At 62.2% G+C, this 25,433-nt stretch carries 22 protein-coding genes; 7 read left to right on the top strand and 15 right to left on the bottom strand.

The window, feature by feature from the left end; translation table 11 throughout:
• Window positions 1-3 precede the first annotated feature (3 nt).
• The 11 genes from ftsW to dinB form a co-directional block, all read right to left on the bottom strand.
• Entirely contained in the window at window positions 4-1,296 is a 1,293-nt protein-coding gene (ftsW, locus tag QRN04_RS11280) for a putative lipid II flippase FtsW (RefSeq protein ID WP_284976120.1), read from the bottom strand.
• Between the two features lie 2 nt (window positions 1,297-1,298).
• Window positions 1,299-2,888: a UDP-N-acetylmuramoyl-L-alanine--D-glutamate ligase gene (murD, locus tag QRN04_RS11285; RefSeq protein WP_284976121.1), complete on the bottom strand. Its 1,590-nt coding sequence runs from the start codon at window positions 2,886-2,888 to the stop codon at window positions 1,299-1,301.
• On the bottom strand, window positions 2,870-3,979 hold the full coding sequence (gene mraY, locus QRN04_RS11290; protein ID WP_284976122.1) for a phospho-N-acetylmuramoyl-pentapeptide-transferase: 1,110 nt from the start codon (window positions 3,977-3,979) through the stop codon (window positions 2,870-2,872). The genes murD and mraY overlap by 19 nt, the downstream gene beginning before the upstream one ends.
• Window positions 3,976-5,466: a UDP-N-acetylmuramoyl-tripeptide--D-alanyl-D-alanine ligase gene (locus tag QRN04_RS11295; RefSeq protein ID WP_284976123.1), complete on the bottom strand. Its 1,491-nt coding sequence runs from the start codon at window positions 5,464-5,466 to the stop codon at window positions 3,976-3,978. The genes mraY and QRN04_RS11295 overlap by 4 nt, the downstream gene beginning before the upstream one ends.
• A gap of 6 nt (window positions 5,467-5,472) precedes the next feature.
• Window positions 5,473-7,122, bottom strand: a complete 1,650-nt coding sequence (locus tag QRN04_RS11300) for a UDP-N-acetylmuramoyl-L-alanyl-D-glutamate--2,6-diaminopimelate ligase (RefSeq protein WP_284976124.1) — start codon at window positions 7,120-7,122, stop codon at window positions 5,473-5,475.
• A 103-nt stretch (window positions 7,123-7,225) separates the two neighbouring features.
• Entirely contained in the window at window positions 7,226-9,022 is a 1,797-nt protein-coding gene (locus QRN04_RS11305) for a peptidoglycan D,D-transpeptidase FtsI family protein (protein WP_284976125.1), read from the bottom strand.
• A gap of 42 nt (window positions 9,023-9,064) precedes the next feature.
• Window positions 9,065-9,769: a cell division protein FtsL gene (gene ftsL / locus QRN04_RS11310; protein ID WP_284976126.1), complete on the bottom strand. Its 705-nt coding sequence runs from the start codon at window positions 9,767-9,769 to the stop codon at window positions 9,065-9,067.
• Window positions 9,766-10,764: a 16S rRNA (cytosine(1402)-N(4))-methyltransferase RsmH gene (rsmH, locus tag QRN04_RS11315; RefSeq protein WP_284976127.1), complete on the bottom strand. Its 999-nt coding sequence runs from the start codon at window positions 10,762-10,764 to the stop codon at window positions 9,766-9,768. The genes ftsL and rsmH overlap by 4 nt, the downstream gene beginning before the upstream one ends.
• Window positions 10,765-10,929: 165 nt before the next feature.
• Complete coding sequence (gene mraZ, locus QRN04_RS11320) at window positions 10,930-11,361, bottom strand: division/cell wall cluster transcriptional repressor MraZ (RefSeq protein ID WP_284976128.1); 432 nt, start codon at window positions 11,359-11,361, stop codon at window positions 10,930-10,932.
• Between the two features lie 471 nt (window positions 11,362-11,832).
• Window positions 11,833-12,201, bottom strand: coding sequence for an SCO2097 family morphological protein (locus tag QRN04_RS11325; RefSeq protein ID WP_284976129.1), 369 nt, complete (start codon window positions 12,199-12,201; stop codon window positions 11,833-11,835).
• 232 nt (window positions 12,202-12,433) lie between these two features.
• Window positions 12,434-13,654 (bottom strand): DNA polymerase IV, encoded by a 1,221-nt coding sequence (gene dinB / locus QRN04_RS11330; RefSeq protein WP_350224938.1) that lies wholly within the window; start codon window positions 13,652-13,654, stop codon window positions 12,434-12,436.
• Between the two features lie 117 nt (window positions 13,655-13,771).
• Here dinB and QRN04_RS18220 point away from each other — a divergent pair, with 117 nt between their 5' ends.
• Together QRN04_RS18220 and QRN04_RS11340 are read left to right on the top strand one after the other, a co-directional pair.
• Complete coding sequence (locus QRN04_RS18220) at window positions 13,772-14,350, top strand: hypothetical protein (RefSeq protein WP_284976130.1); 579 nt, start codon at window positions 13,772-13,774, stop codon at window positions 14,348-14,350.
• Window positions 14,347-15,441 (top strand): polyprenyl synthetase family protein, encoded by a 1,095-nt coding sequence (locus tag QRN04_RS11340; RefSeq protein WP_284976131.1) that lies wholly within the window; start codon window positions 14,347-14,349, stop codon window positions 15,439-15,441. Before QRN04_RS18220 ends, QRN04_RS11340 begins: the two co-directional genes overlap by 4 nt.
• Window positions 15,442-15,533: 92 nt before the next feature.
• On the opposite strand, the gene QRN04_RS11345 is transcribed toward QRN04_RS11340, so the two are convergent.
• Window positions 15,534-15,887 carry an Rv2175c family DNA-binding protein gene (locus tag QRN04_RS11345; RefSeq protein WP_284976132.1) on the bottom strand — a complete coding sequence of 118 codons (354 nt, stop codon included), beginning with the start codon at window positions 15,885-15,887 and terminating at the stop codon, window positions 15,534-15,536.
• Between the two features lie 264 nt (window positions 15,888-16,151).
• On the opposite strand from QRN04_RS11345, the gene QRN04_RS11350 reads away from it, so the two are divergent.
• Together QRN04_RS11350 and pknB are read left to right on the top strand one after the other, a co-directional pair.
• A complete protein-coding gene (locus tag QRN04_RS11350) occupies window positions 16,152-17,501 on the top strand; it encodes a LysM peptidoglycan-binding domain-containing protein (protein ID WP_284976133.1) in 1,350 nt (449 codons plus the stop codon).
• 75 nt (window positions 17,502-17,576) lie between these two features.
• Window positions 17,577-19,646, top strand: a complete 2,070-nt coding sequence (pknB, locus tag QRN04_RS11355; protein ID WP_284976134.1) for a Stk1 family PASTA domain-containing Ser/Thr kinase — start codon at window positions 17,577-17,579, stop codon at window positions 19,644-19,646.
• Window positions 19,647-19,670: 24 nt separating this feature from the next.
• Here pknB and QRN04_RS11360 read toward each other — a convergent pair whose 3' ends face one another.
• Together QRN04_RS11360 and QRN04_RS11365 are read right to left on the bottom strand one after the other, a co-directional pair.
• The gene (locus QRN04_RS11360) at window positions 19,671-21,074 is read right to left on the bottom strand and encodes a class II 3-deoxy-7-phosphoheptulonate synthase (protein ID WP_284976135.1); all 1,404 of its coding nucleotides are present in this window, start codon (window positions 21,072-21,074) and stop codon (window positions 19,671-19,673) included.
• Between the two features lie 66 nt (window positions 21,075-21,140).
• On the bottom strand, window positions 21,141-21,935 hold the full coding sequence (locus QRN04_RS11365; RefSeq protein WP_284976136.1) for a lysophospholipid acyltransferase family protein: 795 nt from the start codon (window positions 21,933-21,935) through the stop codon (window positions 21,141-21,143).
• A gap of 109 nt (window positions 21,936-22,044) precedes the next feature.
• On the opposite strand from QRN04_RS11365, the gene QRN04_RS11370 reads away from it, so the two are divergent.
• From QRN04_RS11370 to QRN04_RS11380, 3 genes are read left to right on the top strand one after another with little or no spacing between them, the layout of a single operon-like run.
• Window positions 22,045-22,824 (top strand): alpha/beta hydrolase, encoded by a 780-nt coding sequence (locus tag QRN04_RS11370; RefSeq protein WP_284976137.1) that lies wholly within the window; start codon window positions 22,045-22,047, stop codon window positions 22,822-22,824.
• On the top strand, window positions 22,821-23,642 hold the full coding sequence (locus QRN04_RS11375; RefSeq protein ID WP_284976138.1) for an alpha/beta hydrolase: 822 nt from the start codon (window positions 22,821-22,823) through the stop codon (window positions 23,640-23,642). The genes QRN04_RS11370 and QRN04_RS11375 overlap by 4 nt, the downstream gene beginning before the upstream one ends.
• Window positions 23,629-24,159, top strand: a complete 531-nt coding sequence (locus QRN04_RS11380) for a hypothetical protein (RefSeq protein ID WP_284976139.1) — start codon at window positions 23,629-23,631, stop codon at window positions 24,157-24,159. Before QRN04_RS11375 ends, QRN04_RS11380 begins: the two co-directional genes overlap by 14 nt.
• A gap of 17 nt (window positions 24,160-24,176) precedes the next feature.
• Here QRN04_RS11380 and QRN04_RS11385 read toward each other — a convergent pair whose 3' ends face one another.
• A complete protein-coding gene (locus tag QRN04_RS11385) occupies window positions 24,177-25,235 on the bottom strand; it encodes an ROK family protein (protein ID WP_284976140.1) in 1,059 nt (352 codons plus the stop codon).
• Window positions 25,236-25,433 lie beyond the last annotated feature (198 nt).

Consider the following 25,433-nt stretch of genomic DNA (forward strand, 5'->3'; position numbering starts at 1 on the left):
GGGCTATGTACGCTTTCGTGTGGTCTTGGGAGAACGGCGCGGGAGGAACCTGGGACGCTCCTGCGGTGGCAGTTGGCTGCGGGCCAAAGACAAGACTACGCCCACACCGCACAGCGACATCACAAGCGCTGAACCACCTGCCGAAATAAAAGGGAGCGGGACACCGATCACCGGCAGCAACTGCGTGACCACTGCCATATTCATGCTGGCTTGCCCGAGCAGCCACACCATGATCCCCCCGGCGAGAGTGCGCTGGAACGGGTCCGTCTGCCGCACCACTACACGGAAAATCGCGATGCCGAGGATGGCGAACAGGACCAACACCACCACGGTGCCCACGAGGCCGAGTTCCTCACCGATGATGGCAAAAATGAAGTCGTTGTGCGCCTCGGGAAGCCAGTTGTACTTTTGCCGGCTCTGGCCCAGTCCCAAGCCTGTCCAGCTTCCCTGCGCCAGCCCGTACATTCCGTTCGTCGACTGGTAGGTGAAGTCCGAATCAGCCGTGCAGGAGGGGTTGACTATGCCCAGCCACGCAGTGACGCGGCACATGCGGTTGGGGCTGATGACCGTCATTGCGGTAGCCCCAATGGCGCCTATGGCAGCAACGATCGCCAGCATCCTGCCAGGGACCCCTGCAAAGTAAAGCCCTGCCGCCACAATGGACATCACGACGATGGCGGTGCCCAGGTCGTTGCCCACCAAAATCAGCCCAAGAACGGCCGCTGCCCCGGGGAAGACGGGAATCATCACGTGCATCCAGCGGTTGAGGTACTTCTCCTTGCGCGCCAGGACGGCGGCAATCCAGACGCACAGCACCAACTTGGAAATCTCGGATGGCTGGAGGCTGATGCCACCGATATCCAGCCAGTTTTGGTTACCCAATGAGCTACGGCCCAACACCTGGACAAGAGCCAGCAGTGCGATGACGACGCCCATCGCCCACCATGACAACTTCTTCATCCAGCTGACATTGGTCCTGGAGATCACGTACATGGCAATCAGCCCGAACACGCCGAAAATGGCCTGCTTCAGCGCATCACCGTACGGCGACTTACCAACCGAGATCGCTTCAACGCTCGACGCCGAGAGCACCATCATGACGCCAATGGCCGTGAGCGCCACGGCACAACCGAGAATCAGGTAGTAGGTGGAGCTGTTGGGCGCCTTTTCTTTGCCTTCGATGTAGTCCCAAAGGCGACGGAGGCGGCTACGGAGGCCTCCGCCGTCGTGACCTGGAGGTGGCGACAGACGCTTGGACGCCCGCGCTATCCTGCCGCGGGTGGGCGTGCTGACCATTGCTACTCCTTGGCGGTCTGTGCCTGCCCTTCCACAAGCTCGCGTACCGCCTGGACGAAAGCGTCGCCACGGTGAGCGTAGGAAGAGAACTGATCCATGGATGCCGCAGCCGGGGCCATGAGCACGGTGTCCCCGCCCGATGCCAGCCGGGCAGCCGATACCACTGCTTGCGCCATGACGGCCTCACCGGAAAGCGGCGAAGCGACATCAGCGGCTGCGTTGTCCACTTCTTCAGTGTCACCCTTCGCTTGGGCGATCACGGGGACATTGGGTGCGTGTCGTTGGAGGGCCGACTCCAAATCGGCGGTGTCCGTGCCGATGAGGACAACAGCTTTCAGGCGGGGCGCATGTTCCTTCACGAGGTCGTCGTAATGGACACCTTTGGACAGGCCGCCGGCAATCCAGATCACGTGCTGGAAGGCGGAAAGAGCTGCGGACGCAGCATGCGGGTTGGTCGCCTTGGAGTCATTGACCCACAGGATGTCCCCATGCTTGGCCACCAACTGGATGCGGTGTGCGCCCGGAAGGTAATTGGCCAGGCCCTGCTTCACCGCCGATGGCTCAACACCATAGGCCCGGACCAAAGCGGCAGCAGCCAAGGCGTTGGCGACCATGTGACGCGGAGCCACAGGTCCAAGATCGGTCATGGAAGCGAGCTCGGCTGCAGAGTCCTTGCGCTCTGCAATGAATGCACGGTCAACGAGCAAACCATCCACCACTCCCACCATGCTGATCGCCGGTGTGTTGGTGGTGAAACCTATGGCCCGGCAACCTTCGACGACGTCCGCGTTCTCCACCATGCGTTCGGTTTCGATCTGTTCCGCGTTGTAAATTGCCGCCCGCTGGGTGTTTTGGTACACCTTGGCCTTATCGGCTAGGTACGAGGCATAGGACCCATGCCAGTCCACGTGGTCCTCTGCGACATTGAGGCACACGCTGGCAACGGGCGACAACGAGTGGCTCCAGTGCAACTGGAAGCTGGAAAGTTCGACGGCGAAAGCATCGTAGTCCACGGGGTCGCGCAGGGCGTCCAGGATTGGTGTGCCGACGTTCCCGACGGCGATTGCCTTCAGGCCCGCGGCCTGCAACATGGACTCGGTCATTCCAACCGTAGTGGTCTTGCCATTGGTGCCGGTGATCGCCAGCCAGTCGGCAGTCTTGCGACCTGCCCTTACCCTGAGTCGCCACGCCAATTCGACGTCGCCCCACACCGGGATGTGCTTGCGTTTCGCCGCGGCCAACAGCGCTTGGTCCGGGCGCCACCCAGGCGAGGTCACCACCAATTCGGGGAGGCTTCCTTCAATGAGGGGCAAGGCTTCAACGGCTTCCGCCCCGAGGAGAACATCCACGGCGCCCACGATTTTCAGTGTGTCTGCCTGGGCTTGGGCCTTGGAAGTGGTCGCAGCATCGACAACCACCACTTTGGCGCCGAGTTCGATCAAAGTGTCCGCGGCAGCGAAGCCGGAGACCCCGATCCCGGTGACTACAACACGCAATCCGCTCCAGTCGGAGTCCCAACTGTTCAGGTCCTTGAGCCGGTCACCGGCTTGTGGATCGTTCCCGGGACTCCCGTTCACAGCAAGACCACCCATTCAGCGTAGAAGATTCCCAGGCCCGCAGCCACGAACAGTCCCGCCAGAATCCAGAAGCGGACCACCACCGTGACCTCGGCCCAGCCTTTTAGTTCGAAGTGATGTTGCAGCGGCGCCATCTTGAAAACACGTTTGCCGCCGCTGAGTTTGAAAAAGCCCACCTGGATGATGACTGACAGGGTGATCAGGACAAAAAGACCGCCGATGAAAGCAAGGAGCAGTTCCGTCCGGGAAAGGATGGCAAATCCTGCCACGGCACCGCCGATGGCCAAGGACCCCGTGTCCCCCATGAAGATCTTCGCCGGTGAAGTGTTCCACCACAGGAAACCCACCAAGGCAGCACTCAGGATTGCTGCCAGGAGTGCCAAGTCCAGAGGATCGCGCACCTGGTAACACCCGCTGCCTGCTTCCCGGGGAGAGCCGCAGGCCTGGTTGTTCTGCCAGATTCCCATGAGGGTGTAGGCACCGAAGACCATGACAGACGCACCTGCGGCCAAGCCGTCCAAGCCGTCTGTGAGATTAACGCCATTGGTGGCCGCCGTGATGATCAGGTTGGACCAAACGATGAAGAGAATTGCGCCCAGGACCGTGCCGCCAAAGGCAAGATTGAGCCAAGGAATGTCTCGAACCAGCGAGATTTGCGTGGACGCAGGACGCAAGCCGTCGTTGTTAGGGAACTGTAGGACCAGCACGGCAAAAATGATGCCGACGGCGGCCTGCAGGATCAGCTTCGCACGGGCGTTCAGGCCGAGGCTTCGCTTGTTCGAAATCTTGATGAAATCGTCCAGGAACCCAACAAAACCCATGCCGACCATGAGGAAGAGCAACAGGAGTCCTGAAGCCGAGGGACCGGGCGAATGCGGATTCAACAACCACATCACCAGGTGCGTCAGGAAATAGCTGAGGAGGACCGCCACGACCACAACAGCGCCGCCCATGGTGGGCGTACCTCGCTTCGTGTGATGGGAGGTGGGCCCGTCATCCCGGATGAATTGCCCATAGCTCTTGGCAACGAGGAACTTGATAAATAGCGGGGTGCCTGTCAAGGCCACCAGAAGGGCGACGCCTGCGCCGATCAAAAGTGCAATCACTGCAGATCGTTCCCTTCGTTTGCGGCATCTCCTGCCGCACTGTCCCCTGCGGAGCCAGCCCGTGGGGGTAATGCTATCCGATCACCCAAATGCCGCAGCCCCACTGCTTTGGAGGACTTGAACAAAACAAGGTCACCCGGCCGGAGCTCGTTCTGCAGCAGCTCATAGGCTTCATCCACGGTCTCGGTGAAGGAACACTCGTCACCCCAGGAGCCCTCCTGGATGGCTGATACATAGAGTGCACGGGCTTCGCGGCCCACCACCACGAGCCTGGAAATGTTCAGCCGGACAACCTGGGTACCCACGGCGGTGTGCTCGCGGATCGAGTCTTCGCCGAGTTCCAGCATGGCGCCGAGGACAGCCCAGGTGCGTCTTCCCTGGCCAAGATCGGCAAGTGTCCGCAGCGCGGCCCGCATGGATTCGGGGTTGGCATTGAACGCATCGTTGATGATGGTCACACCGTCTTCGCGCTCAATGCGCTCCATCCGCCAGCGGCTGGCCGCCGACTGGGAGCTCAATGCCACTGCAATGTCTTCGGCCGGTATGCCTGCTGCGAACGCGGCGGCAGCTGCGGCCAAGAGGTTGGTGACGTGGTGACCACCGATCAGGCGACTGCGCACGCGAACGGACGGACCGCCGTCGGGCAATACGAGATCGAAGGTGGGGTGTCCCTCATCGGTCACGACGACGTTGCGTGCCTCCACCTCTTCGGTGGTGGCTGGGGCAGCGGTGAAACCAAGGACCTTGGCCTTGGTGCGGGTGCGCATGGCAGCCACGCGTCCGTCGTCAAGATTGATCACGGCCGTGCCTTGCTCATCGAGGGCCTCGACGAGCTCTCCCTTGGTTTTGGCAATGTTCTCCACGCCGCCAAACTCGCCGGCATGGGCGGTACCCACCATCAGGACCACCCCGATGTCCGGCTTGACCAGGTCCGCGAGGTACTTGATGTGGCCGATCCCGGTGGCACCCATCTCGATGACCAGGAAACGTGTGTCCTCGTCGGCGGAAAAAACAGTGAGCGGGACGCCGACCTCGCCGTTGTAGGAGCCTTGGGGGGCAATGGTGTTCCCGGCGGCGGAGAAGATTCCGGCCAGGAGGTCCTTGGTGGTTGTCTTGCCGGCGGAGCCGGTGATACCGACCACCGTGAAGTCCTCACCGCGCTGCTCACGGCCTGAACGGATGCGCCGAACGCATTCCGCTGCCAAGGCGCCCATCGCCAGCACGGCGTCTTTCACGACGACGGCGGGGTACGGGTTTCCATCCGCATCGGCCACTTCGCGTTCAGCCAGGACAAGCACGGCGCCGCGTTCGAACGCGGCAGCTACGAAGTCGTGGCCGTCAGCGTGCTCGCCGCGCTTGGCGACGTACAGCGAACCGGGGGAAACTTCCCGCGAATCAGTGACGACAGAGCTGGGCACGACGTCCGTTTGTACGGTCAGTCGGCCATGGGTAAGGTCGGCGATCTCCGCCGCAGTCAATGAAATCATCTCGGTTTAGGACTCTATCCGCTGGTCCGTTGAAACGCTGAATCCCTTGGATGTCAAGGCCGCACGCAACTCCACCCTGTCGTCGAGCGCCAGGTTCACCCCTTGGACCTCTTGCCACACCTCGTGGCCCCGGCCCGCAACGAGGATGGTGTCCTTCGGGGTGGCCAGGTCCACCGCCAGCCTGATGGCCACGTCCCTTGGATGCGACTCAATGATGTCGCTGGGGAGGTTTTCGCTCTCCCGAGCCGCCTGTGCCCCTCGCAGGACGTCAGCACGGATAGCGGCCGCGTCCTCGTCGTGGGGATCGTCATCGCTGACGATCACCACATCAGCCAAGCGGGCAGCGATCGCGCCCATGGTGGGACGCTTGCTTTGGTCGCGCTGCCCCGTGGCGCCAAAGACGACAATCACGCGGGACCCCTCTTGGGGTGAACGGACTGCCTCCAGTGCGCGTGCCAAGGCATCCGGATTGTGGGCAAAATCAACAACCGCGGCAGGTTCGGTGGAGATCAATTGCATACGTCCGGGAACAGCCACCGTCAATGGGTCCTTGGTGTCCAATGCCTCTTGTACCGCCTCCGGGTCCACGCCGGACGTCAAGAGCATGACGACGGCCAGCGCCGCATTGGCCACATTGAAGTCCCCGGGGAGGCCGGTATGGACACGGAGGCTACGCCCGTCCCTGTGCTTCAACTCAAATTCGGTACCGAGCCCACGCGGTGACGTCGAGGCCACCTCCCAGTCGGCAGTGGACGGCGTGGTGCTGGACGGCGCAGTGGTGGACAGTGTCGTGACAGGGATATCGGCCTGCTCGGCAAGACGCCGACCCCACTCGTCATCCACCGTGACAACGGCGCGGCGCGCCCTTCCTGAGGTGAAGAGCTCCGCCTTGGTCTGGAAGTACTCCTCCATGCTGCCGTGCAGATCCAGATGGTCCTGCGTGAGGTTGGTGAACCCCACGACGTCGAACATCACCCCGTCCACACGGTGGTAGGAAAGTGCGTGGGAGGAAACTTCCATGGACGCCGCATCCAGCCCACGCTCCCGCATGAGGGCCAGCAGTGCATGGACATCAGTCGACTCCGGCGTGGTGAGCACGCTCGGGATCGGCTCACCGCCAGCCAGGATCTCGATGGTTCCAATCAGCCCGGGTTTCTTGCCCAAAGCCCGCAGCAACGAGTTAACGAAGTAGGTAGTGGTGGTCTTGCCGTTGGTTCCGGTGACGCCGTACAGGGAGGGCGAACCGCCGACGGCTGGCTGGCTTCGGTAAATCAGGGAGGCCAAACGCCCGACGACGGCTCGAGGGTTCTCCACGATCAGCACCGGGACAGCCTGGTCGCCAGCCAGGGCAAGCTGGCGGGCACCGGCGTCGTCCGTCACGATGGCGACGGCTCCGGCGTCCACAGCCTGGGGCACAAAATCTGCTCCGTGGCGGGAAGACCCTGGCAAAGCGACGTAGAGATCACCCGGTTCCACTGCTTTGGAATTGAGCGTAATTCCGGTGACCCCCGTCGCATGCTCATCCCTGGGCAGGGATATTCCTAAAGCTTTGGCGATGCTGGCCAAAGGCACGGCCGCCACGGACTCAGGCCGGAAGCCGGAACGCACTGCCTCTGGCTGCGCGGCATGGGAAACTGCCTCATGGTGCTCTGACACGTGGTTCTCCGTTGGTGCTCGTGGAACGACCCGGCCGGGGCTTGCGTCGTCCTGGGCCGGTATGGGTAGATCTTGGTTTCGCCGAAACAGACGCCCAAAAAGCTTACTTGACGAATTGCGGTAGGTGCGCGGCGGTTCCCGTGGAGGGCGGCACGTTATAGGCCCTGAGGACCTGCGACATCACGGACCGGAAAACCGGACCGTTGGTGATTCCATAGATGTTCCCCTTGGGCCGCTGCACCACCACCTGCACGATGAAACGCGGGTTATCCATGGGAGCCATGCCAACCATGGAGGCGGTGTAGCCGTCGAATCCAGGAAGTCCATCCTCCCGCGGCGCCTCGGAGGTTCCGGTCTTCGCGCCCACCCGATAGCCATCGATGCCTGCGTCCTTGATTTCGCCTTCGGTCACCGCGCTCTCCAGGATGTCGCGTACCTGCTGGGCAGTTTCCTTCGACACCACCTGACGGGAGTCCTTTGCAGGCACTTTTTGCTCTTCGCCCTTGGGGTTGATGTAGGAGTCAATCAGCCGGGGCTGGAGCATGATTCCGTCGTTGGCAATACTCTGATAGGCGCGGACGGTTTGAAGCGTGGACTGCGATACTCCCTGGCCGAACAGCACCGTGTACTGCTGGCGGTCATCCCACTTGTCCGGCGTGGCCAGGATTCCCGTAGCTTCACCCGGCAGGCCGATGTCAGGCTGTTCGCCAATGCCGAAGTTCTTCAACCAGTTGTAGCGCTGTTCCTTGGTAAGCCTGCTGCCTGCCATCACCGTTCCAGTGTTCATGGACCAACCCACGATGCCCGCCAACGTACGCTCCTCGGTGCCGTGCACAAAAGCGTCAGTAAAGGTCTGGCCATCGATGGTCAGTGCTGGCGGAACGGTGAAGTGGTCCAGTGGGCTCGACTTGCCTTCTTGGATAACGGCCGCAGCCGTAATCATCTTCTCCACCGAGCCCGGTTCGTACGCCGCCGTCACGGAGCGGACACCACGGTCCTTGGCGTCGACTTTCCCCGGGTCATTGGGGTCAGGTGCATTGGTATCCGCCATGGCAACCAGGTTGCCGGTCTTGGTGTCCATCACCACGATTGAGCCCCACTCGGCGTTGAGCTTATTGACCTGGCTTTGAATGGCCTGCTGCGCGAAGTACTGGATGTCGGTGTTGAGGGTCAACTTGACGTCGCTGCCGTCCACGGCGGGGGTCAACTCATCGGTCGCCACTGGAATCCTCAGGCCATCGGCACCAATCTCGAACACACGCTTTCCGGCCGTTCCGCGGAGGATCTGGTCCTGCGTTTGTTCGATGCCCGCCTGGCCCGTGGTGCCGTCCTGCAGGAAGCCGATCACCCCTCCGGCTACGCTCCCGTTGGGATACACGCGTTTGCTGACTCCCTCGGAGCTAAGGCCGGGAATGTAGAGCTTGGATATTCGGTCCTCAAGCTCCGGCTTGATGTCTTTGGCCACAACAAAGTACTTCTTGTCGCCGGTCAGGGACGCCCGCACTTGATTCACGTCTGTGCCCAGGAGCCCGGCAAGTTCCGTGATGCCTTGGTCCCGCGAGATCTCATTAAGCTTTCCGGTGGCGTCGTCGTACCGGTGGAACGTTGCGGTATTTGTATTGACCGTCTGATCCACCACGATGTTGTAAGCGATGATGCTGCTGGCTAGGACGGTGCCATTGGCGTCGAGGATCTTTCCCCGCTGAGCGGGCAGAACCATGGGCGTCAGGCGTTTCGCCAGCGCGGCTTCGGCCATGCCGCCGACATCGAGCCCTTGCACCATGAAGAGCTTGCCGCCCACCACAAGCAGTAGCGTCAACATGATGCCGAGACCAAGCCGCAGCCGTTTCCTGGCTACCGGCACCTTCGTCATGTTCGATTTGCCGGGGTTCTGCGCCACGTTATTTCCTTGCTGCTGGACTTGCTTCAGTGGATGGGTTGGCTACTGCCCCGGTACCTTCTGCAAAGGCGCCGGGACGGATCCCCCGTTGAGGTCGACCGGAGGCGCGGCGGCAGGCACGGATGCCGTCGGTGCGGGGCTGGGTGTCGCAGCCGGCGAGGTTGCAGGTGCCGGCGTCGCGGCCGCTGAAGGTTTCGACGTCGTTGCCGTCGAGGCAGCTGCCGTGGCATCCTTGGCGGCCGCCGACGGCGCTTGTCCTGAGAGTGCAGGAGGAGCGATAACGGCTCCCGGAGCGTCTCCCTTGACCGCAGGAACTGCCTTGCCGGTCACCGTCATCGTATTCACATCAATCTGACCTTTGACCGTGGAAGCTACCATTCCCAATTCTGCAGCCTTGGCCGCCAGATTCTGGGGAGCTTCGAAGCTTTGCTTCTGCTGTGTCAGATCCTGGTTTTCTTTGTCCAGGGTCGCAGCCTGTGCCTTGAGCTGGACCAGTTGGTACTGGGCTGTAGACACGGAGATGTTCAAGACGAGCACCGTGAGCAGGGCGGCAGCCATCGCGGCGAAGCATAGGACAACAAACGGCGTCCGACGGCGGACCGGGACACTGCGCACCAAGGAGAGGGGCGTGCGGGCCTTACGGTCGACGTCGGGCTTCCCGCCCGGGAGCGGGAGCTTCCTGGCAGTATTGCCTACAACAGAGTGCCCCACTGCGGAGGGCCGTGTGGTCGCTGCGGCGTTGCTCATGCTTGTCTCCTTGGTTTGATGCGCTCCACGGCCCTCAATCGGGCTGACGCCGCGCGGGGATTTTCAGCAATTTCTGCTGCTGTAGGGACTTCGGTGCCCTTCGTGATGGTCTTCAACTCGGCCTTGTGCTCCTCGAGTTCCACCGGGAATCCGAGCGGTGCCGAGGATTTGGAGCCGGACTGGAAAACCGACTTCACGATCTTGTCCTCAAGCGAGTGATACGACATCACCACCACCCGGCCGCCCAATGCAGTGGAAGCTACCGCTGCAGGAACTGCACGCTCCAAGACCTCAAGCTCTTCATTGACTTCGATCCTGAGGGCTTGGAAAGTGCGTTTTGCCGGGTGTCCCCCGCTCTTTGCCGCGGCGGCGGGAACGACGCTCCGAATCTGTTCCACGAGTTCACCGGTGGTGGCGAAAGGCTTTTGGGCACGGGCGCTGACAATACGATTGGCAATGCGCCCAGCGAACTTCTCCTCGCCCCATTTCCGGATGATCCGTACCAGTTCGTCTTCGCTGTAGTTGTTGACCACATCTGCAGCTGTTTGACCCCGGCTAGTGTCCATGCGCATGTCCAGCGGAGCGTCATAGGAATATGCAAATCCCCGCTCGCGTTCGTCCAGCTGCAGCGAGGAGACCCCCAAGTCCATGAGGATTCCATGGACTTCACGGATACCGAGGTCCGCCAGGACGTCCTCAATTTCGTCATACACCGCGTGGACCAAATCAGTCCTGCTGGAGAAGGCCTCGAGTCGGGCGCCAGCCAAGGCAAGGGCTTCCTCGTCCCGGTCTATGCCCACCAGATGCAGGTCCGGAAAACGCTGCAGCATCGCCTCCGAGTGCCCGCCCATGCCGAGCGTGGCGTCGATTGCCACGGGAGTTTCACCGCGGCTGCGAGCAGCCTCGAAACCTGGCGCGAGGAGGTTGGTGCAGCGGTCCTTCAGGACGGGTACGTGGCGCTCGGATGTGGGCTTTGCCGCGTCCTGCTCTTCCACACTGCCTCCTCTTTCCTCAGTTTCTTCACGCTGTTCCTTGGATCGGATCCCCATCCGCGCCTATCGGACCGCCGGCCTGGCTCAGGGGAAGTTGAGCCAGGAAGACAGTTCAATGGGCGGCTGGAGATCCCATCCAAGAACCGGGGCTGCTGCCCCACTGACCGGTTAGATGAAACCGGGCAGATTGTCGTCATCCGTTTCCGAGAAGGCTGCTTCCTTCTCGCTGAGGTACGTATCCCAAGCCTCGGCGTCCCAGATCTCCGCACGGGTTCCGGCACCAATAACTGCCAGTTCCCTGCCGAGCCCTGCATACGAACGGAGCGCTGGCGGAATCGTCACGCGCCCTTGCTTGTCAGGTACCTCATCAGAGGCCCCAGACAGGAAGACTCGCATGTAATCCCGAGCCTGCTTGGAGGAAAGTGGAGTCTCCCGCATGGACTCGTGAATACGTTCGAATTCTTTCTGGCTGAAGACGTAGATACAGCGTTCCTGGCCCCTTGTAAGCACCAGGCCTTCCGCGAGTTCCTCACGGAATTTGGCTGGCAGGATGATCCGCCCCTTTTCGTCCAGACGCGGAGAGTGAGTGCCAAGAAACACCTGCCCACCGCCCCTCAGTAAAGGTGCCTCACATACCCAACGCTGCCACTACCCTCTTATGCGCTCCACTTTACTCCACAACACCCCACAGTCAACGCATAGCGGGCCGTTTCTCCACCACTTTGAGTTTTCAGGTGCTTCGATTTGGCGCGGAATAGTCCCGAACAGCCCCGAATCACCGGTGCGGGGTGGAAAGTGGAGGGAAATCACCAGATGCGATGGCCCGGGCCCGATCCAGGGAGCTGGTCCGTGTGGGTCAAGGCGCCGCGTGCCCTTTAAACCCGAAAAGACCCGCCAAGGCGGGTCTTGATGGTTGTCTTGATGGTCACTGCGTGTTCCAAGTCTGACGCTCAAGCCTGGCGAGGGCGGTTCCTGAGGAGCGCTGCCACCGGGAGGAACGGGCTACCTACGAGCCGCGGTTTTCCGGAACACCGCAATCTATCGGAATAAAGGTCCGGCCCCGGGAAGGACTTAGTTCTCGTCCCGGCGACGTTCGTCCCAGCGTTCTTCCAAGCTGCTCATGAACGAGCTCTTGGACTTGGCCTTTCCGGATTTGGCCTTGCGTCCCTTACTGAAGGCTGACCCTCGAAGCGTTGCGAAATAGACCCCTGCGCCCATCACAACGAATCCCAGAACTCCCACCGGGATCGCCTGGACGGTTACTCCGAAAAGCAACAACAGGATGCCCGCGATGGCGCCGAGGATTCCTATGATGACGTGTCTGGTGGACCAACTCCGAATGGGGTCCGATCCCATGGTGTTGGCAAACTTTGGGTCGTCCTCGTGAAGTTGCTTCTCCAATTGCTCAAGCAGCTTCTGTTCGTGCTCCGAGAGGGGCATCGCGACCTCCTTTAGTCAGCCAGCGTCTGGACATAACGCGTCCTGTGCATCTGTAACCAAAACGATCGGTCCTTCGGATTTGTTCCCCAAAAACCCGCACGGTTTCAGTGGAACCCGGGCCGTCTGTTCCGGAAGCAGTTCGTCCAGACGATCAAATCTCTGTAATAAATAGGATAGTTTGTCCGGCCCCGTTCTGAAAGACACGCCAAGGCCTGGGCGCTGTGGCCGAAAGCTACTGTTCGGCCGGCGGTTTCCCTGGCTCGAGGAGCCTGGCTGGCAGGAGTTTCTTGGATCCGAAGCGCTCAGAGACCCTGTCCAAGGCCTGCTCAGCCGCCCGCCAGTTGTCGTCCCGGCGGTCTAGGCTCAACTGGAGTGAGGTCTCCCCGGCAGGTTCAAGCTGTTCGGCGCGTATCCCCACGAGACGGACAGACATGGGCCGCGTGCCCAGTGACTCCATTAGTTGCACCGCGACTTGGTAGATAAGTTGAGCGCTGTCGACCGCCACGTGGACGGTCCGGCTCCGAGTCACCGTTGAAAAGTCCGCATACCGAAGTTTTAAAGCCACCGTCCTGGCCACCATGCCGGAACTCCGCAACCGGGCGGCGGTCCTGTGCGAAAGCCGCAGCAGTTCCCTGCGCAACACTGCGTCATCGGCTGTATCCGAGGAAAATGTCTCTTCCGCCCCGATGCTCTTTTCCAGCCTCGTGGGCGTCACCGGCCGCGGATCGATACCCATGGACAGCCTGTGCACATGCTCTCCACTTGCCCCCAATACGCGTTTTAGCGTGGCCACGGGAGTGGCCGCCACGTCCGCCACAGTACGGATCCCCAAGCGGGCAAGGACCTCGCCGGTTTTGCCGCCAACACCCCACAAAGCGTTGACCGGGAGGCTGTGCAGGTAAGTGATGGTATCTTCGGCATCAATTTGCAGAATCCCGTTGGGCTTGCAGCGGGTGGATGCGATCTTGGCAACGAACTTGGTACTGGCAATCCCTACTGAAGCCGTGATTCCCAGTTCGGCACGCACCCGGCGGCGGATGAGGTGACCAATGTCCAGGGGCGACCCCAAGCGCCGGATAGCACCACCGACGTCGAGGAACGCTTCATCAACACTCAGTGGCTCGACGAGATCGGTGATGGAGGCAAAAATCCCCATGAGCTGAGCTGAAACCTCGTAGTACTCAGAGTGGCGCGGATTAATGATGACCGCCGAAGGACACCTGCGCATAGCGATCGCCATCGGCATCGCAGATTTCACCCCTGTGGCCCGGGCTTCATAGGACGCAGACAGGACAACGGACCGTTCAGCAGGGAAACCCACGATCACGGGCTTGCCGATCAGTTCGGGCCTGGTGCGGAGTTCCACGGAAACGAAAAAGGCATCCATATCCACGTGGAGAATGCTGGTTCGCCGCCATTTTTGCAGGACATCACCGGCGCTGCTTGGTGGCACGACGCCGGTGCCTGGGGCGCTGCTGGATGCTTCCTGACTCACACCGGCAATACTATGCCTGGCCACTGACTAAACTGGAGGCACGATCCGGCGAAAGCCCAAGGAAGGATACCCCCTGTGAAGCTCTTCGGAACTCCTCAAGCGCGAGGGTTTGCCCTGCTCGCAGCGAGCCTCGCGGTGGCAGTCGCCGCCTGCACGCCCCAGCCCAGCGGTTCAGCAGCACCCTCCTCTGCGGGCGCGACGACGTCATCGCCTTCTCCAAAGAGCACGACGTCGGGTTCATCGTCGGCAAACCCGAGCAGCTCGGCGTCGCCGGGTTCGTCGTCGTCCGGTTCGCCCGTGCCAAGTGCCACGGCCACTGTCGGCGCCCTGGTTGCAGGGTTCCCCCAGCAACTCATTCCCGTGATGCCGTCCACAAGCGTCCGCTCCAGTAGCTTTGATAAGACCAACTCCCCCGCCACGGTGGCGCTGGTTGGTGCGGTCAAGGCGCCCCCGGAGAGTGTGGTGGATTACTACAAGACCTCCCTGGAGGCCCAGGGATTCAAGGTGGTCCCCGGCCCCGAGGCCGTGGGAGCAGTCACCTCGATTAACTTCATCCGCGGCGACAATGAGACCGTCAACGTCTCGATCAGGGAGAAGGAGGGCGTCTCAACGTTCACCATTGGTGCGAACGTAGCCGCCGGGTCAATCAAGTGACACTCAATCCCCTCGTCTCATCCGAGCAGGACCACTTCAGGGCAGGGGTCTCCGAAAGACTCACGGCCTTCCTCCGGGAACAGCAAGACCTGATGTCCGGAATCTCCCCGGACGCCGCACCGCTCATCGAGTCCATCTCCACCTTGGTAACTGGCGGGAAGCGGCTGCGCGCACTGATGTGCTACTGGGGGTGGAGAGGGGCAGGCGGATCTGCCGGTGACCCGTCGATCGTCACAGCGGGGTGTGCCTTGGAGCTCTTCCAGGCCGCTGCCTTGATCCACGACGACATTATTGACCGATCCGATACGCGCCGGGGAGGACCCAGCGTGCATAGACTATTCGGCCAGCTTCACGAGGACAGCGGCTGGGCATTGGACAACGAAAGGTTCGGGCACGCGGCAGCAATTCTCACTGGGGATCTTTGCTTGTCCTTCAGCGAGCAATCCTTCACCGACATCGGCCAGCGGGCCGGGTCCGGGACCAGCGCCCGCGCGATCTTCAACGTTATGAGGGCCGAGGTCATGGCCGGGCAGTATCTCGACATCTTGGAAGAGGTAGCCGGCCCGGTACGTCAACGCGGGGGCGCCGTTGACAGGGCCAAGTCGATCATTCGGTACAAGTCGGCAAAATACTCCACGGAGCATCCGCTGGCCATGGGCGGTGCACTGGCTGGGGCGTCGTCAGATTTGCTGGCGGGGTATTCGAAATTCTCGCTGCCGCTCGGCGAAGCCTTCCAATTGCGCGACGACGTCCTTGGCGTTTTTGGCGACCCTGAGACCACCGGCAAGCCGGCCGGTGACGACCTTCGGGAGGGCAAACGTACTGTGTTGGTGGGCTTTGCCCTCAACCAGGCCCCCGAGGAGCAAGCTGCCTACCTCGACCGCGAGCTGGGCAACCCGGACCTGGGTGAGGACGACATTGCCCGGATCCGCAGCATCATTGTGGACAGCGGCGCGCTCGATGCCACGGAGACCCTCATTGCTGAGTTGAGCGATCAGGCTTTCGAAGCGCTGGGCCGGCTCCCGCTGGAAGAATTGCCGTTGACGGCTTTGCGGGGACTCGCCGAAGCCGCGGTCAGCCGGGCCGCCTAAGGCCCCACCAGTTAGTAGCCCACCAGTTAGAGGTGACGACGACGGCGGCCGCGGCCGCCGTCGTCGCTCGTTTCTGCTACCAGGCCAAAGAGTTACCAGGCCAAAGACTGGGCGCGGCGCCTGATTTCGGTTTTCCGCCCCTCGCGCAGGGCGTCAATGGGCCGGCCCCGCAATGATTCGTCGACTGTAAACAGCCACGTGATCAGCTCTTCGTCGGTGTAACCGGCGTCGCCGAGAACCGCGATAGTCCCCTTCAAGCTGTCCACAACGTGTCCGTCCTGTAAGAACAGTGCCGGGACGGAGCGTATCTTTCGCTCCCCCAGCCTGACGGCGACGATGGCGCGCTCGTCCAAAAGTCCGTGGACTTTGGTGATGGAAACGTCCAGTTGCTCAGCCACATCCGGCAGTGGCAGCCATTCGGAAACAAGGCTTTCTACATTACTCACAGACCAAGGTTGCCATGTCGCCCGGCCTGGCGCCTAGCCGGAGGCGGCTGGCGAGCCCATGCGGCGCACAAAAGCAGCATTTTCTTTGCACTGAATGAGCCGAGGCTTTCCGAACGTGCGGAATTGTTGTTTCGCGTGCCTAAGTGTGAGAGATTCGCAGAGATCACATTTGTAACATCGGTAACATTGCTAACACTGATAACGTTGATAACACTGATAACAGCGATAACAATCCCGCCGCTGTTCGAGATGAGGAACCCCTTCATGACGACGCCCCGCTCGCCAAAAAGACCCATGAGCATGCCCGTTATTGCGGCTACAACGGCTGCGCTCCCTGCCGTTGTCCTGTCCTCCCTTGCCTTGGCCCAGCCGTCCATGGCCATGCCTGCCCCCCAGGTGAACAAGATTCCGGCTACCCTCGCGGCCGCCATGAAGGCGCAAGCAGTTGCCTCTGGAACCTTCATCCCGGCACAAGAGGTTGCCACGACTATTCCCGTGGCCTTGCGTCCCATGGCCCCGACGGTCCCGAGCAGCTACACGATCGTCCGGGGCGATACCATCAGTGCCATTGCGCGACGGTTCAACCTGGACACTTCCACGGTTCTGCGACTGAACAACCTGACGGCCACAACGCTGATCTACCCGGGCCAGACCATCAAGCTCACAGGAACCGCGCCCGCAGCGCCGGCGCAGCCCGCCGCGCCGGCAGCTCCGAGCAGCGGCGCAACCGGAGCGGCCACCTACACAGTGGTTTCGGGCGATACCCTGGGCGGGATCGCCTATAAGTACGGCGTCCCGCTGTCCGACGTCTTCCGGTGGAACGGGCTCAACGGAAGCTCCATCATTTACCCGGGGCAGAAGATTATCGTCAGCGCAGGCTCCTCCGCTCCAGCAGCGCCAGCCGCACAAGCGGCTCCAGCAGCCCCGCAGGCACCGGCCACGACGACGGCGGGTGGTTCCTACACCATCAAGGCCGGCGACACCCTGAGCTCCATCGCTTCGCGGAACGGCGTCTCCCTGGCAGCGTTGATGTCCGCTAACAATGTCACGGCCACCACCGTCATCTACCCTGGCCAGAAATTGACCATTCCCGGCACTGCCACGCAGCCGGCAGTAAACACCAAGCCCTTGGTTCCCAGCACCTTCCTGGGCTACACCTATCCGCCGGCGGTTGTCAGCTCCGCCAACGCCAACAAGGCCCTGCTCAATGCGGCCCCTGTGCCTACCCGCGCCGAGATGAAGACCATCGTGCGGGATACCGCTGTTCGCATGGGCGTTACCCCCTCGCTGGCCCTGGCCTTCGCCGAGCAGGAATCGGGCTTTGACCAGCGGGCAGTGTCCCCTGCCAACGCCATCGGCACCATGCAGGTCATCCCGTCCTCCGGACAATGGGCCTCAGATCTGGTGGGACGTAAGCTCAACCTTCTCGATCCTTACGACAACGCGACGGCCGGTGTGGCCATCATCCGGGCCTTGGTCGCAACCAGCAAGGACGTCGACACCGCGATTGCCGGCTACTACCAAGGTGCGTATTCCGTGAGCAAGTACGGAATGTACGACGACACCAAACGCTACGTCGCGTCAATCAAGGCACGCCAGCGCACTTTTGCCTAAGCACACTGCCCGGCACCCGGAAGGGGTCTGGATCCCCAAGGATTCGGGCCCCTTCCCTGCCTCGTTTAGGATCATATGGTGCAAGAAGCAACGCAGGACCACCTCATCGGGACCACCGTGGACGGCCGCTACGAAGTCCGCTCCCGTGTGGCCAGAGGCGGAATGTCCACGGTTTATTTGGCCACCGACCGGCGGCTTGAGCGTGACGTGGCCCTTAAGGTGCTGCATCCGCACCTGGCTGATGACCCCGTCTTCCTGCAAAGACTGAGCCAGGAAGCAAAAGCTGCCGCAAGCTTGTCCCACCCGCACATCGTGGGAGTCTTGGACCAAGGCCAAGACGGCCACCTTGCTTACCTCGTCATGGAGTACGTCAAGGGGCACACCCTTCGCGATGTGCTGACCGAACAAGGCGCCCTCACTCCCCGCCTGGCCCTCGCCCTCATCGACCCGCTCATCGAGGGACTGGCCGCTGCGCATGCAGCAGGACTGATCCACCGGGACGTCAAACCTGAGAATGTCCTCATCGCTGCCGACGGTCGCATCAAAGTGGGAGACTTCGGCCTCGCACGGGCAGTCTCAGCTAATACAAGCACTGGCGCATTGATCGGCACTGTCGCCTATCTGGCACCGGAGCTTGTGCTTGGCCAGCCCGCAGATGCCCGCAGCGACATCTACTCAACGGGCATCATGCTGTACGAGATGCTGACCGGGACGCAGCCGTATGCAGGTGATACCCCCATCCAGGTTGCCTACCAGCACGTCAATTCGACCGTTGGCCGACCCTCCGAGGTGACGCCGGGCCTCGCCGAGGACCTCGATGAGTTGGTGCAGTGGTGCACGGCATCGGAAGCCGAGAACCGGCCCGTTGACGGAACAGCCCTCCTCACCGAACTCCGACACATCCGCACCTCCCTGACCGACGAACAATTGGACCACAGGCCTGCCTCACAGGAGGCGTCAGCACCAGCGGGCGCCACGGTGGTATTGGCCAATGAAGGGACCAACCACACCCGGGCCCTGCCCCGCGACCTGCCTTCGGCAACGGAATTCATTCCGCGCCAGAGCAACGCGACCACCGTCCTGTCACCTGCAGGCAACCCAAGCCGGCATGCCGGCCTGGGTTCACTTGCGGAAATCGATGCGGACAAGGACCTTCGTCCATCCGGCAAACGGCAGCTGAAACGGCTCGAACGCCAGGAGGCCAAGGACCAGGCGCGGTTAGCGGCAACTCCCGTTCGTCAGTTGCGGGAGGGTAATCCACGCCGTCGAGCCGTCATCTGGATCATCATCATCGTGGTCCTGGCACTGCTCGCTGCGACTGCCGGCTGGTTTTTCGGCATGGGACCGGGCTCGCCCGGAACCGTCCCGGATGTCAAGAACAAGACGGTGGCCGAAGCCCAGCAATTACTGCGCACGGCCGGGTTCCAGTCGGAGCCCGAGGACGTCTATGACGACGACGTCGCAAGCGGGCTCGCCGTCGGAACTAAGCCTGAATCGGGTCAAACGGTTCGGAAGTTCCAGCCAATAGAGCTCTTCGTTTCCAAGGGCGCCCAACTCTTCCCGCTTCCGGGGCTCAGCGGGTCCAGTTTGGCCGACGCGAAGACAGCCCTGAACGCCGCCCGGATGGCGCTGGGCAACATCACTGAAGCGTTCGATGATCATGCGGCCGCGGGCACGGTCCTATCTCAGGATCCTGCGCAGGGCACGGCTGTGCGGCATGGAACTCCTGTGGCGTTGGTAGTTTCCAAAGGTCCGCAACCCATCCCGGTCCCGGACGTCCGCAACCTCACTCAGGATGAGGCCGTTAAGGCGCTCAAGGACGCAGGATTGACGCCCGTGGTCGCTCCGGAAACAGTCAACGACAAAAAGGTCCCGCAGGGCTCCGTCGTGTCACAGTCCCCCGCGAATGGAACGCTGGCCAAGGGCGGCACAGTGACCCTTACGGTGTCCAAGGGACCCAAGATGGTCAAGGTTCCGAGCTTCATCGGCAAGCAAGCCAACACCGCCGAGAAGGAACTCCGCGCTCTCGGATTTGATGTGCGGCTGAACAGGGTCCTGGGCGGATTCTTCAACACAGTCCGCGACCAGGACCCTGTGGACACTGAGGCTCCCGAGGGCTCCACAGTAACGCTCACGGTGGTGTGAGAGTTACTGTGAGCCCGGGTAGCACTACCGCTTGGAGAGTGCGCCGGCCACCAGGAATGCCATCTCGAGGGACTGCATGTGGTTCAGCCGCGGATCGCAAACCGACTCGTACCGGTCAAGGAAGGCATCCTGGTCGATAGGGTCGGCACCGCCAAGGCACTCGGCGACGTCGTCGCCCGTCATCTCGACGTGGAGCCCGCCCGGCACCGTTCCCAAGGAATGATGCACTTCGAAGAACCCGCGGACCTCATCGATCACGTCGTCGAAGTTCCGGGTTTTGTAGCCGTTCGGCGAGGTCACGGTATTGCCGTGCATGGGGTCAGTCACCCACAGGACCTGGGCACCTGAGGCAGTGACGCGCTCGACGACGGCGGGCAGCTTTTCCCTGATGTTCTTGGCGCCCATGCGGGTGATGAATGTCAGACGGCCGGGTTCGCGGTTGGGATCGAGTTTGTCGATCAACCGGAGGGCGTCGTCCCCACTGGTGGTGGGGCCCAGCTTGACGCCGATCGGGTTCCGGACGCGTGAAAGGAAGTCCACGTGGGCATGATCAAGATCCCGGGTCCGCTCCCCTATCCAGAGGAAGTGCGCCGACGTGTCGTAGGGAAGCCCGGTCCGGGAATCGATACGGGTCAGCGCACGTTCGTAGTCGAGCAGCAAAGCCTCGTGGCTGGCAAAGAACTCCACACGCTTGAGCGCTTCAAAGTCAGCCCCGCATGAGTCCATGAACTTGATCGCGCGATCAATGTCGCGGGCCAATGACTCATAGCGCGCGTGCGCCGGGTTTTCCGTGAAGCCTTTGTTCCATTGGTGGACCAGCCGAAGGTCGGCGAAACCCCCTTGCGTGAAGGCACGGATGAGGTTCAGCGTTGAAGCCGAGGTGTGATAGGCCTTCAGCATCCGGCCAGCATCGTGCGCCCGGGACTCTGGTGTGAAGTCGTAACCGTTCACGATGTCACCGCGGTATGCCGGAAGCGTCACGCCGTCGCGCGTTTCATCATTGGACGAACGGGGCTTGGCGAACTGGCCGGCCATGCGCCCCATCTTGATGACAGGCATGGCAGCGCCATAGGTGAGGACCACGGCCATCTGCAGGATGGTCTTGACGCGAGCGCTGATCTTGTCCGCCGTTGCCGCTTCAAACGTCTCGGCACAGTCGCCTCCCTGCAGCAGGAAGGCTTTCCCCTGCGCAGCAGCGGCGAGGCGCTCACGGAGAACGTCAACCTCGCCGGCAAAAACCAGTGGCGGAACCGCGGAGAGCTCCTTCACGGACGCCTTGAAGACGTTCTGGTCAGACCACGTGGGCTGCTGGGAGATCGGCAAGTCCCGCCAGGCATCGAGCCCCGGGTAGTCGGCAGCCCCGCTCTGGGCGGTGCTCGTGAGGGGATCTGCTACGAAAGGTGCGGTGTTCGCGGTTAGCTCAGTCACCCTACAAGAGTAGTAGCCTTCGGTGCGGTTGCGAGAGTGCTGCCGTAACCCTCGACGGCGGATGCGTCACAGTGTCGCGGCGGGGTCCTGGCCATCGTCGGCCGCGCCGTTGCCGAACTCGGCCGGGCCCGCATCCGGACCAGCTGCTTTCGGAATCGGACCTGCTATGGGAATGGTGCCTTTGGCCGCCAACCGGGCCTTCACCACGGCAGCGTATTCATCGACGTATTCCTGGCCGGACAGGCGCATGAGCTCGTACATGATCCGGTCCGTGACCTGCCTCTGCACGTCGCGGTCGTCCTCCTGCGCGTAGTATTCGCTGAAGTCCAGCGGCTGCCCAAAGATGATCCCTATGCGCCGGATGCTCGGCAGGCGCTTCCCGATAGGCTGCACCTTCTCCGTTCCGATCATCGCAACGGGTATCACGGGGACGCGTGCTTGGAGCGCGATCCGGGCAACGCCCACCTTGCCCCGGTACAAGCGCGCATCCGGGCTGCGGGTGCCTTCAGGGTAGATACCCAGGAGACCGCCAGCGGCCAGGATGTCCTTGCCGGCCCGGAGGGACATCTCGGAGGCGGCGCCTCCGGATCTGTCCATAGGGAGTTGATTGCTCAGCCTGAAGAACAGTGCTGTGAGACGGCCCTTGAGCCCGGTGCCGGTGAAGTACTCAGCCTTGGCGAGGAAAACCACCTTCCGCGGCAACATCAGGGGAAGGAAAATCGAATCGGAAAAGGACAGGTGGTTCGACGCCAGTATTGCCGCGCCATTTTCCGGCACGTTATCCAAGCCCTTGACCCAGGGCCTGAAGAAGAGCTTCACCAAGGGACCTAGAAAGATCCGTTTCATGACCCAATAGAACACGCTTGTCCTCCCGCGGTGGATCCATGGCGTGCTTCGGGACTGCCCCGCCGGCACTCATCAGCAACCCTACTCCAGTGAGAAATGTCCGGAACAGTGACACGATGGAGCCATGACGGAACCCAAGGCACCGCTGGCTTTCCACTACCCCGGACATGGAAGCAACGCGTCCATCGGTGTGGCCATCTGCCACGGGTTTACTGGCAGCCCGTTGAGCTTGATGCCATGGGCAGAGTACCTCGCCGGTCAGGGATTCGCCGTCTCCGTGCCGCTGCTGCCGGGCCACGGAACCAGTTGGCATGATCTCTCAGCCACCAAGTGGCAGGACTGGTACACCACGTTCGAACGCAGTTATGTGGACTTGGCAAGGCGAACCCGGTCTTGCTTCGTGGCCGGCTTGTCCATGGGTGGTGCGGTAGCCCTCCGGGTGGCGGCCCTGCATGATGTTCCCGGAGTGGTGCTGGTGAACCCGGGACTGAGTTTCTACGACCATCGCGTGAAGTACGTGGCTGCGCTGAAATACTTCAAACGCACCACCACCCCTATTGTCGAGGACCGCCCGACGCCGGTTTCAACCGAAGACGGCGACTATTCCAAAACCCCGCTGGCATCGGTCCACGAGCTGAAGAAGCTCTTCCGTTCCGCCACACGCGCCCTGCCCGAGGTGCAGGCCCCTACCCTGATCTTCAAGTCCACCGAGGATGCCGTGGTCCCGCCCAGTTCAGTGGAAAGCATCACCCGGCACATCGGAGCGCGGAGGCTCAAAGTCGTCACGCTTCCGCACAGCGGCCATGTGGCAACGTTGGATGCGGACGCCCCCACCATTTTCGAAGAATCTGCCGGGTTTTTCCGCCAGCACGCCGGCTACACGGTAGCCTCAGAGTCATTATGAAAATCCTTCCCGACTTCTCGCCGTTCCTTAGCAGTTGGAATGGAACCGGGCCGCGCGTCGGCGTCGTCATGTCCCATGGATTTACCGGGAGTCCGCACAGCGTGAGGTCTTGGGCCGAACACCTGGCTGCGGCGGGATATGCGGTGAGGGTGCCGCTCCTGCCCGGCCATGGAACCACGTGGCAGGACATGTCCAAGCGTTCGTGGCGCGAATGGCACCAAGCCGTGGACGACGCTTACAGGGAGCTAGCCTCCGAATGTGATTTCGTCTTCGCCACCGGGTTGTCCATGGGCGGGACCCTGGCGTTGCGCATCGCGGCTACGAGGCCGGTGGCTGGAACGGTTGTCGTCAACCCAGGACTCGTGCTGGATGACCCGCGGGCTGTCATGGTGGCGGCACTCAAGTACGTTCTGAAATCAACGCCTGCGATCGCCAACGACATCCTCAAGCCGGACCAGGATGAAGGTGCCTACTCGCGCACGCCCGTGGCGGCAGCCCACGAGCTCAAGAAAATGTACCGGAACACCGCCGGCCTCCTCCCCCGCATCAGCACCCCGGTGCGTGTGTACCGATCAACTGTGGACAACGTGATATCCAACGCCAGCCTGGATTTCCTGCGCGCCAAAGTCCAGGCACCGGTGGATGTCAGATACCTCAGGAACAGCTATCACGTGGCAACCATGGACAACGATGCGCCGGAGATTTTCGCCGGGACCGTTGATTTCATCCAAAGTACTCTGGCTGCAATGGCCGGCGATGGACTTTCTTCCGAAGATGGACGTTCTTCCGAAAAGGATGCAGCCGATGAACAGGCCTGATCCCAACTCACCCGACCAAAGCGCCAACAAGGATGACGACGCCGTGTGGCTGGATTTGGTGGCGCGCTTGGAAGCTACAGATTCGCCCGTGCAGGCCGAACCATCGGAGTCGGAGGGATCGGAACCAGGCCAGGCCGAACCGGGCCCATCGTTTAAGGACTTCGATCCCTTGGGGCTCGCCAACCCGCCCGTGGAGCCCGCGACCCCTGGTGGTACCACCGACCTTCCGTCCACTGACGAACCGCTCACCGGACCACGCGACTATGAAGCCCCTGATGACGAGCCTTTCGTGCCCGAGGAGCCTCCGAGCCTGGCCGGCACCGAACCCCTGACCATGTTGTCGTGGATCGGAGCCGTCGGTGGCCCCGTCGCTTTGCTTTTCACCGCAATGTTCTGGCGTTCCGCGCCGCTCACGGCAATCCTCGGCATCGTTGCGGTGTTCGTCGCCTCAGTCATCTACCTGATCATGCGCCTGCCGCAAGAAAAGGATGATGACGACGACGGCGCACGCATCTGAGCCTCGGCGCTATCGCCCTAGCTGTACGCCCTGCCGCTGACCCGTGAGAGGTCGGCCGCGCCGATCATGCCGGCTCGCGGACCCAGTGCGGCCAACTCGATGCGCGCCATCGGGCGGAATCCCCTACCGGTCAGGTTCTTGGCAAACGTGGCGCGCGCCGGTTCTGCGAGCAGGTCTCCCGCAGCGCAGAGCCCACCACCGATCACGAAGAGTCCTGGATCCAGGGCCGCAGCCAGATTGGCGAGCCCAAGGCCCAGCCATTCGCCCTGATCAGCAAGGAGTTCCTGCGACGTGGCGTCTCCGGCGAGTGCCAGAGCCGTTACGGTGGCCCCAGTGATGTCGCTTTCGACCCCGCCGGACTTTTCAAGGAGCCCACGGCCCTCAGGCGAATTGGTGCGGAGCAATTGGCGCGCTTCGCGGCCCAAGGCGTTGCCCGAGGCATATTGTTCCCAGCAACCGCGATTGCCGCATTCGCAGCGATGCCCGCCGGGGACGATGATCTGGTGCCCGAATTCGCCGGCCACCCCGTACCGCCCCCGTTCCACCCGGCCATCCATGACCATGGCGCCGCCGATTCCCGTGCCCAATGTGATGCACACCAAGCGGCTTTCACCTTGGCCGGCCCCGAATCGCCACTCGGCCCAGGCGGCGGCATCGGCATCGTTGGTCAACAGGACCGGTCTCCGAAGCAGCTTCTCAAGGCTTTCGCGCAGCGGCTCGTGACGCCACGCGAGGTGCGGACTGAACAGCACGGTCCCGCCGTCGAGGTCCATCCACCCCGCGGCGCCAATGCCCACGGAGGAGATACGATGGCCGGCGCTGAGCTCTCGCACCAGTTCCACTATGGTCTGCTCCACGGCCCGCGGGTCCGCGCCGGGGGTGGAGCGGCGCGCGTCGGCGAGCACCCTGCCCTCGGCATCCACCACACCGGCGGCCACCTTGGTCCCGCCAATGTCGATACCAATGGCCAGGCCGCGCCTGCCCAGATGGCTTCGCCGCGGAACCCATGGAAGGTCCTTTCGCACGGAGCCCGGGGGCCGGCGACGGGGCTGGGAGCTGAACCGGATGGTGGGCATCCCACCATCGTATTCGGACTACTGATTCCCGCCAGCATCCGGCCGCCGCAAGACCGTATCGAAGCTGCCAGTACCGCCCCGAGTTGCCCGAAGAACCGGAACCTCCGTAAAGTTACTCGCCAGTAGGTTAATGCAGCGCACCCCCGCGAGTGAGCATACTAGAGTGGAACCAGCCCCTCGCGGCCCGTGGATATCAAA

Source organism: Arthrobacter sp. efr-133-TYG-104 (assembly GCF_030208915.1).
Lineage (GTDB): Bacteria > Actinomycetota > Actinomycetes > Actinomycetales > Micrococcaceae > Arthrobacter.

Excerpts from the sequence above, each read along its gene's own strand:
- QRN04_RS11370 (WP_284976137.1), top strand. The coding sequence starts at position 22,045 with ATGACGGAACCCAAGGCACCGCTGGCTTTCCACTACCCCGGACATGGA.
- QRN04_RS11380 (WP_284976139.1), top strand. The coding sequence starts at position 23,629 with ATGAACAGGCCTGATCCCAACTCACCCGACCAAAGCGCCAACAAGGAT.
- ftsL (WP_284976126.1), bottom strand. The coding sequence starts at position 9,769 with ATGAGCAACGCCGCAGCGACCACACGGCCCTCCGCAGTGGGGCACTCT.
- QRN04_RS11295 (WP_284976123.1), bottom strand. The coding sequence starts at position 5,466 with ATGATTTCATTGACTGCGGCGGAGATCGCCGACCTTACCCATGGCCGA.
- ftsW (WP_284976120.1), bottom strand. The coding sequence starts at position 1,296 with ATGGTCAGCACGCCCACCCGCGGCAGGATAGCGCGGGCGTCCAAGCGT.
- pknB (WP_284976134.1), top strand. The coding sequence starts at position 17,577 with ATGGTGCAAGAAGCAACGCAGGACCACCTCATCGGGACCACCGTGGAC.
- QRN04_RS11385 (WP_284976140.1), bottom strand. The coding sequence starts at position 25,235 with ATGCCCACCATCCGGTTCAGCTCCCAGCCCCGTCGCCGGCCCCCGGGC.
- QRN04_RS11350 (WP_284976133.1), top strand. The coding sequence starts at position 16,152 with ATGACGACGCCCCGCTCGCCAAAAAGACCCATGAGCATGCCCGTTATT.
- QRN04_RS11325 (WP_284976129.1), bottom strand. The coding sequence starts at position 12,201 with ATGCCCCTCTCGGAGCACGAACAGAAGCTGCTTGAGCAATTGGAGAAG.
- QRN04_RS11375 (WP_284976138.1), top strand. The coding sequence starts at position 22,821 with ATGAAAATCCTTCCCGACTTCTCGCCGTTCCTTAGCAGTTGGAATGGA.
- murD (WP_284976121.1), bottom strand. The coding sequence starts at position 2,888 with ATGGGTGGTCTTGCTGTGAACGGGAGTCCCGGGAACGATCCACAAGCC.